Source organism: [Phormidium] sp. LEGE 05292 (assembly GCF_015207735.1).
Classification (GTDB): Bacteria; Cyanobacteriota; Cyanobacteriia; order Cyanobacteriales; family Aerosakkonemataceae; genus Floridanema.
In genome coordinates this window covers 1-12466 of the sequence record NZ_JADEWG010000030.1, presented here as the reverse complement: position 1 = coordinate 12466, position 12466 = coordinate 1, and the positions used below count along the sequence as shown (strand labels likewise).

At 41.3% G+C, this 12466-nt stretch carries 7 protein-coding genes; 2 read left to right on the top strand and 5 right to left on the bottom strand.

Annotated elements, in window-relative coordinates; all coding sequences use genetic code 11:
- Nucleotides 1-2: 2 nt before the first annotated feature.
- Together IQ264_RS11280 and IQ264_RS33685 are read right to left on the bottom strand one after the other, a co-directional pair.
- Complete coding sequence (locus IQ264_RS11280; RefSeq protein ID WP_193980875.1) at nt 3-419, bottom strand: phosphomannose isomerase type II C-terminal cupin domain; 417 nt, start codon at nt 417-419, stop codon at nt 3-5.
- Between the two features lie 285 nt (nt 420-704).
- Entirely contained in the window at nt 705-2519 is a 1815-nt protein-coding gene (locus tag IQ264_RS33685) for a phosphodiester glycosidase family protein (RefSeq protein WP_193980874.1), read from the bottom strand.
- Nucleotides 2520-2540: 21 nt separating this feature from the next.
- Here IQ264_RS33685 and IQ264_RS11270 point away from each other — a divergent pair, with 21 nt between their 5' ends.
- Nucleotides 2541-2714, top strand: a complete 174-nt coding sequence (locus IQ264_RS11270) for a hypothetical protein (RefSeq protein ID WP_193980873.1) — start codon at nt 2541-2543, stop codon at nt 2712-2714.
- Between the two features lie 583 nt (nt 2715-3297).
- Nucleotides 3298-7980 (top strand): glutamate synthase-related protein, encoded by a 4683-nt coding sequence (locus tag IQ264_RS11265; protein ID WP_322744664.1) that lies wholly within the window; start codon nt 3298-3300, stop codon nt 7978-7980.
- Here the strand turns inward: IQ264_RS11265 and IQ264_RS11260 are convergent.
- From IQ264_RS11260 to IQ264_RS11250, 3 genes are all read right to left on the bottom strand, one after another.
- Nucleotides 7967-9040 carry a polysaccharide deacetylase family protein gene (locus IQ264_RS11260; protein ID WP_228061457.1) on the bottom strand — a complete coding sequence of 358 codons (1074 nt, stop codon included), beginning with the start codon at nt 9038-9040 and terminating at the stop codon, nt 7967-7969. The genes IQ264_RS11265 and IQ264_RS11260 overlap by 14 nt on opposite strands.
- A 550-nt stretch (nt 9041-9590) precedes the next feature.
- Nucleotides 9591-10508, bottom strand: coding sequence for a polysaccharide deacetylase family protein (locus IQ264_RS11255; protein WP_228061456.1), 918 nt, complete (start codon nt 10506-10508; stop codon nt 9591-9593).
- 289 nt (nt 10509-10797) lie between these two features.
- Nucleotides 10798-12372: a bifunctional pantoate--beta-alanine ligase/(d)CMP kinase gene (locus IQ264_RS11250; protein WP_193980872.1), complete on the bottom strand. Its 1575-nt coding sequence runs from the start codon at nt 12370-12372 to the stop codon at nt 10798-10800.
- Between the last annotated feature and the right edge of the window lie 94 nt (nt 12373-12466).

The window sequence follows — 12466 nt, the reverse complement described above, 5'->3', positions numbered from 1 at the left end:
GCTTACTTACTGGAATTAGTACGGGAATAATCGTCTTGGAAACGAACAATATCATCTTCTCCTAAATATTCCCCATTTTGCACTTCTATGAGGATTAAGGGAATCACGCCCGGATTTTCTAAACGGTGGAGAGCACACTGCGGAACATAAGTAGATTCGTTAGGGCCGAGTAAACTTTCTTTTTCCCCACAGACAATTTTAGCTGTGCCACAAACCACAATCCAGTGTTCGCTACGGTGGTGGTGCATTTGTAAGCTCAGACGGTGCCCTGGCTTAACTTCAATTCGCTTAATCTTATAACCCCTTCCTTCTTCTAGGGTAGTAAAAGAACCCCAAGGACGTAATTCTGTTGCTGCGACAGCATTAGATGAGTTTAAAGCTGTTAAAGATCCGCTGGAAATTTCTTGAAGTTGAGCCATGATTATAATTCCTTAGAGTTTGAGCCTGTTTGCGAAAATTTTTAGTAAAGTAATTGCTTGATTTAACTGTGATTCTGTTTCTAAGTTTGAAGACCGGAATCTAAAGGATTATTTATCAGTAAATAAAGCATTTAATTAGACTTCCAGTTACTCGCTTTCTATCCCGTAACCTAACATAACACTCCACTTAGGTAGTGTCACCTCTAAAATGCTTAATTTAGGTGATTAACATCAAATCTTTAACTAAAGAAGTGGTTGGTTTAAATAAGCTTTAAATTACTCCAGCTAAAATTCGATGAAAACACCTAGACCGTTGTGTATACGAGCAGCAGTAAGAGGTGAACGATTAATTAGTTGGCCACCAAGGTAAAGGCTTGTAGAGCTACCTCCATCAAGGTTAAGAGCATCAATTGCTCCTAAACGTTGAATAATCTGAGCAATTTCACTCAGAGTTGGGCCAACTCCACCAGAGCGGTTGCCAACGGTGGCTATTAGTATAGTACCCATTCTATTTGTCGCAATTACGCTTCGATAAGCAGATTCTTTAATAAAATAATCACGAAATTGTTCAGCTTTAGCATCAAGGACTATGCGACTATTTAATAGTAGAATTGGGCCAGCACCAATAATCTGAGGATAGCGGTTAAATTCAGGTGGAATAGTTTCACTTTGGAAACTAACATTTGTTCCTATAGGTAAGTAAGTTTCTGGTTGCCAATTTAAATTACCGCGAATTGCCAAAATATAACCATTGCTGGGAATAGGAAGAGAATTTTGCCCTTCTATTGCTCCGGTTACGATGTTTTGTACTTGGTTATTTTGGATAACAATTAAGGTTTCGTTGTTAGTTAAAGGTTTGTAGACTGTTCCCCAATTGGGAGTGTAACGAGCGATTCCTGGTTGTACGTAACCGCTATTAGAATTAACTATGGGTAATTTTTGTCCGGTGGATGTAGTTAATGTTTCTTGTAGGGTAAGATGGGCAATTTTAAATTCGCCATTATCGTTCCAAGCGATCGCACCTCGATTTAAAATCGGACTAGAAATCCAATTCCCATCTTGTCGAATTGCACCTAAAGGTAATTGAGTATTCCGATTAAAATAACCACCATTAATTGCCGCAGCTACTTGAGATTCTCTAGCTAATTTAACCAAAGGATTAATTCCGGCTAAAGTTTGAGTATTTCCCCAAATTGGTTTGATCTTTAATCCAGATTGACGGGGATTAATTTCTAACAAAGTGACAGGAAATCGAGAGTTATCCAAACTAATAATTTGTTGTTTGTAACGGATGCCTGGAGTCCAAGCAATATCTAATTCTTGTAATACTTCGGGGGCTAAATCTATTACGATTCGATCGGGATTGGCTAAAGTCCAGACGCGAGGGCGTAAGTTTTTCGCTATACTCATCTTTAGCAGAATTTGGTTTTCTGCACTTGTTACTCGTAAAGTAGATTCAGGCGTTTGGAACCTTTGTAAAAGTTCTGGATTTGCTTGAGCGTCAATTTGTAGAGTTAAAGTTTTACCGTCTTGAATCACTTGCCAGGGAGTAGAACGGTCTAAGTCTACAACTATTCTTTCCCCCCAATCTTGATTTCCTTGGCGAATTTCTTGGACGATCGCAGGAGGTGTGGTAATCTGTAGAGTCTCGCCTAAAGTTTGGATTTGCCAACCGTAGTTTTTAGCTAAGTCGGTAATATCTAAATAACGATATTGTCCAGTTATCTGAGTAGCTAGAATAGAAGACTGAGTATTGGTAGAAGAAAACCATTGTATTGGTTGTCTTTTCGTATCGGAACTACTTAATAACTCTAGTCCGATCGCCTGAATTAATCCAGCATCACTCACACCAACTCGCACCCCACCGAGTCCAGAAGTTTGCCACTGTTTCCAAGGAAAAGGAAACGCGCGACCGTTTACAGAAATTTGATTACCAAAGACTGGGGACTGGGGACTGGGGATTGGGGATTGGGAAAGGCAAAAGGCAGAAGGCAGAAGGCAGAAGGTAGAAGATAGTTTTGAGTTTTGAGTTTTGAGTTTTGAGTTAGGAAGAAAGTTTTGAATTCTCCTCTCCTGTGCCCCTGTGCTCCCCTGCTCCACTGCCGTTAGCGGAAAAACAGGATGCACAGCATTTACACTCACCCAAATGGGGGTAGCGACAAGAGAGATGCTGCTGAAACAGTAAAAGAGAAGATTTTTAGCGAGAGCTTTCACGATGTCAATAGTCAAGGAATAATGACTTTATTTACAATAAGTTGTCATCATGCCGCTACATTTGTGATAGAGGCAGATTAATGTAGAGACGTTGTATACAATGTCTCTACCGCTGCTGATGATGTTCAAAATGAACAAAAAGTCTAGCTGATAAAGGATACCAAATTAAGTGTTGCTTGCGTACATACCAGTTTTTTTATAGAATCTTAAACATCTGTCGGAAGTGTATGGCTGTACTTCGGTTATCAAGAGAGCTTCTTGAATTAAGTTATCCAATTGCAGTTTTTATTTGTTTTGAGGTTGTTTTGAGGTTTCCCCTGGCTGGTTTTTTAATATCTTAAAAGAACAATCTGAGTATCTAAATTAATTCAATCCTGGATCGGGATTAAAGGATTTGAAGATTTCAGGATTTATGAGAAAGAATTCTTAAATCAATCTTGGATCAGGATTAACAGGATTAAAGGATTTGAGGATTTCTAGATTTACTAGAAGGAAATCTTAAACCAATCCTAGATCATGATTAAAGGATTTATTTAAGGATTTCAGGATTCGTCAGGAAGTCTTAAATCAATCCTATAAATCTTATAATCCTCAAATCCCGATCGGCTGTTTGAATTGTTTAACCTTTCCCCAAAAATTCACATCAACAAAAAAGTAGTCACAGATGAGTCAATCCATGAATCAAAGAAATTTGCAGGAAAATACATTATTAAATGAGTCAAATGAAACATCTAATGTTGGCTACTTAGGTCAACCTTGGTTAGTAGAAGAAAGAGATGCCTGTGGTGTTGGTTTTATTGCTAATAAAGATGGGCAATCTAGTCATGATATTGTAGATAAAGCACTGTCTGCACTAGCTTGTTTGGAACACAGAGGCGGTTGTAGTGCAGATTATGACTCTGGAGATGGGGCGGGAGTCATGACTGCGATTCCTTGGGATTTGTTGCAGGAGTGGATAGGTAGTGAAACTGACAAAACTGCCTTAGCTGTTGGCATGGTTTTCTTACCACCTGAAGCTCAAAAAGCATCAATTGTTCGTCATGTAATTGAAAGAGTATTGGCAGAAGAAAATCTCACATTAATTGCTTGGCGAAAAGTACCCGTTGAACCTCAAGTTTTAGGAATTCAAGCTAGGGAAAATCAGCCGAAAATTGAGCAGTTGATTGTCAAGAGTGAAACTCTTAAAGGAGATGAATTAGAACGACGTTTATATTTGGTGCGTCGGCGTATTGGGAAAAGATTAGAAGCAGAAACTTCTTTGAAATGGCCGGATGATTTGTATATTTGTTCTTTTTCTTGCCGCACTATTATTTATAAAGGCATGGTGCGATCGGCAGTTTTGGCCCAGTTTTACACAGATTTGAAAAACCCAGAATATAAGAGTAATTTTGCGGTTTATCACCGTCGTTTTAGTACGAATACTATGCCTAAATGGCCTTTGGCTCAACCTATGCGGTTGTTGGGGCATAATGGGGAAATTAATACTTTGCTGGGCAATATTAACTGGACGATGGCGCGTAAGGCCGAGTTAACTCATCCAGTTTGGGGAGAAAGTATTGAGGATTTGAAGCCTTCTGTTGATGTCAGAAATAGTGATTCGGCAAATTTGGATAATGTTTTAGAATTGCTGGTGCGCTCTGGACGATCGCCAATGGAATCATTAATGATTATGGTGCCAGAGGCTTACAAAAATCAGCCGGACTTAGAAGAACATCAAGAGATTGTTGATTTTTACGAATATTACAGTGGTTTGCAGGAAGCTTGGGATGGCCCTGCTTTGTTGGTGTTTAGTGATGGCAAACAGGTGGGTGCTACACTTGATCGCAACGGCTTAAGACCCGCCCGTTTTCTTACTACTAAAGATGGCTGCATTATTGTGGCTTCGGAAGCTGGAGTCGTAGACATTCCAGAAACAGAAATTCTGGAAAAAGGTCGGCTTGGCCCTGGTCAAATGATTGCGGTTGATTTGGAATCTAACGAAGTTCTGAAAAATTGGGAACTTAAAACTAGAATTGCTCAAAGATTACCCTATGGCGAATGGTTGAAAAACCGGAAAACTTTGCCGTCTCAAACTTTCACAGAAACGCGGTTGTTGGATGAACAAAGTTTGCTGCGAAATCAAACTGCTTTTGGATATACGATCGAAGATGTGGAAATGATTGTCGAGGAAATGGCGGCGAGTGCCAAAGAACCGACTTTCTGCATGGGTGATGATATTCCATTGGCAGTACTTTCGGGTCGTCCACATTTACTCTACGATTACTTTAAACAACGTTTTGCTCAAGTGACAAATCCATCGATCGATCCTTTACGGGAAAAGTTGGTGATGTCTTTGAGTATGACATTAGGTGAACGGGGAAACATTTTGGATGTTAAGCCAGAATATGCCGAAAAATTGTTAATTCAGTCTCCAATTTTGAGTGAAACTGACTTAGAAACAGTTCGTAATTCTGGTTTTCATGCCTCTAATTTATCTACAGTTTACCCTTTAGCTTCGGGTTCCGATGGTTTGGCAAAAGCTGTTAATAACCTTTGTTTGGAAGCGGATGCAGCAGTTAAATCTGGCGCGAAGATTTTGATTTTAAGTGACAGAACAAATGGTGGTATTAGTGCTGATAATACTTATATTCCACCATTGTTAGCAATGGGTGCAGTTCACCACCATTTAATTGGTGAAGGACTGCGGATGAAGGTGTCGATCGTTGTTGATACAGCACAATGTTGGAGTACCCATCATTTTGCTTGTTTGATTGGTTTTGGTGCGGCTGCTGTTTGCCCTTATTTGGCTTTTGAAACTGTGCGGAGTTGGTGGGAAGATCCCAAAACTCAAAGTTTCATGGAACGGGGAAAAATTCCAGCTTGTACTTTAGAAAAAGCTCAAGCTAATTACAAAAAAGCTGTGGAAGATGGGTTGTTGAAGATTCTCTCGAAGATGGGAATTTCTCTACTTTCTTCTTACCAAGGAGCACAAATTTTTGAAGCGATCGGCATTGGCCCCGAACTATTACAATTAGGATTCAAAGGTACAGCTTCTCGGATTGGTGGTTTAACTGTGAAAGAATTGGCATCAGAAGTGATGTCTTTCCACAGCAAAGCTTTCCCAGAATTAACAATTAAGAAGTTGGAAAACTTCGGCTTTGTTCAATACCGTCCCGGTGGAGAATACCACATGAACTCGCCGGAAATGGCAAAAGCTTTACATAAAGCAGTAGCAGAAGAAAGGCAGAAGGCAGAAGGCAGAGGGCAGAAAGGGGAAGGAAACAACTATTACGAACTGTATCGGAAAATTCTGTCAGAACGTCCAGTAACAGCATTGCGGGATTTATTGGAGTTTGAGAGCGATCGTCCATCTATTCCCATTGAAGAAGTAGAATCTGTTATTGAGATTGTGAAGCGTTTTGCTACTGGGGGAATGTCTTTGGGTGCTTTATCACCGGAGGCGCATGAGGTTTTAGCGATCGCTATGAACCGCATCGGTGGTAAATCTAACTCAGGTGAAGGTGGAGAAGATCCCAACCGTTACAAGATTCTCAATGATGTAGATGAAAATGGTTTTAGCCCGACTTTCCCACATTTAAAGGGTTTGCGGAATGGGGATACGGCTTCTAGTGCGATTAAACAAGTAGCTTCTGGTCGTTTTGGCGTAACTCCAGAATACTTGATGAGTGCTAAGCAAATTGAGATTAAAATTGCTCAAGGTGCCAAGCCGGGTGAAGGTGGACAGTTACCAGGTAAAAAAGTCAGTCCCTACATTGCGATGTTACGGCGTTCTAAGCCCGGAGTGACTTTAATTTCTCCGCCTCCACACCACGATATCTACTCCATTGAAGATTTAGCGCAGTTAATCTTTGACTTACACCAAATTAACCCCAAAGCTGCGGTTTCCGTAAAATTAGTGGCTGAAGTCGGTATTGGAACTATTGCTGCGGGTGTAGCTAAGGCTAATGCAGATATTATCCAAATTTCCGGTCATGATGGGGGAACTGGTGCTTCGCCTTTGTCTTCGATTAAACACGCAGGAAGTCCTTGGGAATTAGGATTAACCGAAGTTCATCGAGTATTGATGGAAAATCAACTGCGTTCCAGAGTCATTTTACGGGTTGATGGTGGCTTTAAGACTGGCTGGGATGTGGTGATGGGTGCCCTGATGGGTGGTGAAGAATATGGCTTTGGATCGATCGCCATGATCGCAGAAGGCTGTATTATGGCTCGCATCTGTCATACAAACAATTGCCCAGTAGGTGTGGCGACGCAGCAAGAACAACTGCGGAAACGGTTTACCGGAGTACCAGAAAATGTGGTGAATTTCTTCTATTACGTAGCCCAAGAAGTGCGATCGATCCTGGCAAAACTCGGTTATCGTTCTCTAAATGAGTTGATTGGGCGGGCAGATTTGTTAAAAGTGCGGGAAGATGTCCAACTAACTAAGACTGAGAATTTGGATCTTTCTTATTTGTTGGCTTTACCAGATTCTAGGGTCGATCGCAGTTGGTTGTCACATGAAGGCGTTCATAGCAATGGCCCAGTATTAGACGATCGACTATTAGCAGATTCCGAAATTGCCGCAGCTATTACGCATCAAACCGAAGTAACTAAAGATATTGTGGCGGTAAATACCGATCGAACGATCGGCGCAAGATTATCTGGTGCTATTGCCTCAACTTATGGCAATACTGGTTTTGAAGGTCAAATTACCCTCAATATCAAAGGTAGCGTTGGTCAAAGTTTTGGCGCTTTCAATTTGCCCGGAGTAATCTTGAATTTGTCAGGTGAGGCAAACGATTATGTAGGTAAAGGGATGCACGGTGGAGAAATTATTATTAAACCACCAGCTGAAGCCACCTACGAAGCTTCAGCAAATGTAATTGTCGGTAATACTTGTCTTTACGGGGCAACTGGAGGCGTGTTATATGCTAACGGTCAAGCAGGAGAACGGTTTGCAGTGCGGAACTCGGCAGCTAAAGCCGTGATTGAAGGCGCTGGCGACCACTGTTGCGAATACATGACTGGCGGTGTAATCGTAGTCTTGGGTAAAGTTGGTCGCAATGTGGGCGCTGGTATGACTGGTGGTTTAGCTTATTTCTTAGATGAAGATGGCAGTTTCTCTAAGAAAGTGAACCCAGAAATTGTGAAACTCCAACGGGTACAAACGACCGCAGGAGAAGCACAGTTAAAAGAAATGATTACTGCCCATGCCGATCGCACAGGCAGCAAAAAGGCGAAACTAATTCTAGAAAATTGGCAGACTTATTTGCATAAGTTCTGGCAAGCAGTTCCGCCTTCGGAGGCTGATTCTCCTGAAGCTAATCCAGAAGCAACGACAGATAAAGTCCTTAGTTCTGTTTAGTTGGTGAATGGGGATTGGAGACCGCCATCGACTGGGGGCTAGGTACTGAGGGCTGGGAAATTCCTCCCCTGTGCTCCCCTGCTCCCCTGCTCCCCTGCTCCTTTACTCCTTTGCTCCCCTGTTCCGCTGCTCCTTTGCTTGCCTGCTCCGCTGCTTCACCCATTGCCAACAATTCAGGGACGGTGACGAATTTGTAACCTTGGTTTTTCAAGGAGTTAATGATGGTGGGTAGGGCTTGAACGGTGCGCGATCGATCGCCTCCACCATCGTGCATTAATAGCATTCCGCCGGGTTTAGCACTTTTTAGCACTCTGTTAATAATCGTATTTACTGTCAGTTTTTTGGCGTAGTCTTCGGAATCATCTGACCATAAAAGAACGGCGTATTTTCGCGACCGCGCGTAACCTGCTGGCCCATTATTCAAAATGCCCCCAGGGGGACGAAATAATGTGGTTTTTACATTCGTTGTCCGTTCGATAATTGCTGCGGTTTGGTCAATTTCCTTGGCAGCGTTGGCTTGACTCATTTTCCGGTAGGAGTGGCTCCAGGTATGATTACCGATCGCATGACCCGCTGCAACCACTTGTTTGGCAATCTCTGGATATGTCACTAGGTTTCGTCCAATCCAGAAAAATGTAGCCTTAATATTGTTTTTCTTGAGAATTTCCAATATTTCGTTAGTATATTTCGGCCAAGGACCATCATCGAACGTCAAAGCAACAACTTTATTTTCCGGCTTTGCTTTTACCTCTCTGATAATTTTTCCCTGAAAACTTGCAGGTGGATTAAAAATTTGGGGTTTTTGTTTGGATTTGTCAACTGGTAGAATTTGTTTTTCTTCTCCGACCTGTTGTTTAAGTAGGTATGATTGTAACTTTTGAGGTAATTTTTTCTCAGTATTAACGCTTGGAAATAAATGATTTATCAAATAAGGTTGTCCAGTTGCTACTTGTCTTTGATGATTGGCAGACAGAATCGCTCCAAAGACAAAACTACCAACACCAGCGAACAAGCTTACGTATATAAAAGCTTGCAAGTATCTGTGACTAAGCTTAATCATCTGACTTATCTACACTCCTCTGGATAAAATTAGGACTATTCAACACTTCTTTTATAATTGGCAATGTTATGTAATTGTAAGGTAATACAAATAAAAGTGTCCAAATTCCGTACAAAATTGTCCAAGTAATTAAAAATAAAAAAATACGTTAGCAAATAGTTTCTAATTTTACAAATTAGAGCAATTTTAAAACCCATATTCAGCATTCTCAAATATCACACTACGAATTTTGGTCAATTGACGATTTGGAACTAGTGGCTGCTCAGCAAATTTTAGGTCATTTTAAGTAATTTAAGTTATTGCCAGATTTCAAAAAAACTGATATAGCCAGTTGAAGGTACAGAGTGTGGGTTAAAAGAAAGGCAGAAGTAAGAAAGTTTTGAGTTTAAGCTAACTCAGTTCTTGCAGCAGGGGAGGCTCTACCTCCCAAATCTGGTTTCCAAGTTCAACCTGAGAAGGAAAAACAGGGGCTGCTGCCTTTTAGTGCAAGTCTCAGTTAATTAATTTCCCCTTGTATCCTTGTCAGCGAAGCTTTCCTCCCTCCTGCATTTCAACTTTCGTCCATTGCCATTAATTCAGGGACAGTGACAAATTTGTACCCTTCATTTCTTAGGGAATTAATGATTGTAGGTAGAGCTTGAACGGTGCGGGATTGGTCGCCTCCGCCATCGTGCATTAATACTATGCCACCAGGTTTAGCAGTTGTGAGAACTTTTTGAATTATGCTGTCTACGGAAACTTTTCGCGAGAAGTCTTTGGAGTCAGATGACCATAAAAGGATGGCATAATCTTTGCCTTTGGCGTAATCTGCTGGGCCATTAGTCAAAATTCCACCAGGAGGACGAAATAGTGTAGTTTTGACTTTGGTTGTCTTTTCAATAATTGCCGCAGTGTCTTCAATTTCGGTATAGGCGATCGCTTTACCCATCTTCCTATAGGAATGACTCCAAGTATGATTGCCGATCGCATGACCTTCTGCAACTACCTGTAAAGCAATTTCAGGATAAGCTTTTACGAATTTGCCAATCCAGAAAAATGTAGCCTTAATATCGTTTTTCTTGAGAATTTGCAGAATTTGCTGAGTATATATAGGTTTAGGCCCATCATCGAATGTCAAAGCAATAACTTTATTTTTCTCACCAACTTGTACCTGCTTCAAAGCTTTACCCTGCAAATGGGTGGGTGCATTAAAAGCTTGGGGTTTGAGAGTGTTTTTGTCAACTGGGGGAATTTCTTCATCTTCATTTAGGTCTGATTGTAACTTTTTATTTTGTTTTTCTTCTGTACCAAAAAGTGAAGATAAACCATTTTGTGATGATGATTGCTCTATTACTAAAGAATTGTTTCGGTATATATCCTGACTGTGCTGATGAATTGACAAACTCACTCCCAGTAAAAAACTACAAACACCAGCAAACAAAGCCATGTATGTGTAAAACCGCAAGTTCCTGCGACTAACTTTAATCATGTGATTTCGTTTACGCTCCTCACAATAAAATTTTGGATGTTCAGCATCCCTATATAACCAGAAACTTTAAGGGAAAAAACAGTGTTTTATCAAGTGGATAATTATCTCATTCCATAAACTCAGAGAAAAATTTATTTAGTATCAGTTATAGTAGATAAAAAAGACAAAATTACTATAAATAAAAATAAGTTTGGGGAAATTTTATCAGTTCGGGCTCAAAGGAAAAGGGTAAAGCAAAGATTTCCTACTTTACCCTTTTCGGCGTTGGAATGAAAGAATTTTGAATTGCTTAGTGCTTGGTTTTTTCCCAGTAGAGACTAGTAATTTGCTCAGTTACTTGGGCGATACTTAAGCCATCGGTTTGAATTTCGATCGCATCAGTAGCTTTTTGCAGGGGCGCAATATCACGGTTACTGTCTTTCCAGTCACGTTCGGAAAGGTCTTTCTGCATTCTTTCCAAACTGAGTTCCGCCTCACCTTGATTTTGTAAATCAGTACGACGGCGACGGGCGCGTTCTTCGACTGATGCAGTTAAGAAAATCTTAAGTTCAGCATCGGGGAAAACATGAGTACCAATATCTCGACCTTCAGCAACTAAGCCGCCTTTTTCGCCCCATTGTCGCTGTTGTTTAACTAGTTCATCGCGGACAGCTTTTTGGGCTGCGATCGCAGAAACATTAGAAGTGACTTCTATAGAGCGAATTTCTTGAGTACATTCTTGACCATTGATCCACACCCGCACCCCAGTTTCAGGAATGTCACTCATGCGGAGTTCAATTTGACAAGTACTTGCAATTTCTGTAACCCCTGGTCGATCGTCAACGGAAATGCCCGATTTGAGGACTAACCAAGTTAAAGCACGATACATTGCACCCGTATCCAGATATAGTAGTCCCAAATTTTGAGCTACCAATCTTGCTACTGTAGATTTTCCCGCACCCGCAGGGCCATCAATAGCCACTATGGGTTGACGTTTGGAAAGAAGAATATTATCGATGAGACGGGTAGAGCCCAACCTCGCTGCGATCGCCAACAGTCCAACCTCCTTAATTTCTGCTAAAGGTTTTAATGTATCAGGGTGTACCAACTCCACATATTCGGTTTGAATTGAAGGTACCCTTGCTAATTGTGCCTTAACAATGGCAATTAGCTCTTGACTCTTCACCTCTCCTTCATAAAAAGCAGTTTCTGCCTGTTTTAGTCCTTGATATAAAATTGCAGCTTCGGCTTTTTGCTCTGGGGTCAAATATTGATTCCGAGAACTTAGCGCCAGCCCAGAAGGTTCACGAATAATGGGACAACCAACAATTTTTACAGGGAAGTTCAAGTCCTGTACCATGCGGCGAATAATGGCTAATTGTTGAGCATCTTTCTGACCAAAATAAGCTTTTTCCGGTTGTACTATATTGAATAATTTAGCCACGATGGTAGTAACACCTTGGAAATGTCCCGGACGCGATCGACCACACATCAAAGAAACCATTGGTGCAGGTGGGGTCGCTTGCGTCACAGGTAAAGAACTTTCCTCTTTTTTAACTTGTTCTTGGCTGACTACTCCCAATTCTGCGGCTGTGGGAGCAAAAACGACATCTACCCCAACTTGTTCGCATAATTGGCGATCGAATTCTAGTTGTCGGGGATATTTGTGAAAATCTTCTGTTGGCCCAAATTGTAGGGGATTGACAAAAATACTAACTACGACAACATCGTTTTCTTTTTGAGCTTCTGCAATTAAGCTGAGATGCCCTGCGTGCAAAGCTCCCATCGTAGGAACTAAGCCAACTTCAAACTCACAATTAAGTTGTCCAGCACGGGCTTGCCGCAGGTAGCAGCGCAGTGCCGCAACTGTAGTAAACAGGCGCACTTTTATTCCTTAAGGGTTCCACCCAATTAGACCGATAGTAGTGTATAGCGAATCAGGCAGAAAATACACTGCTTAGGGGCGGGAGTTGGGCAGG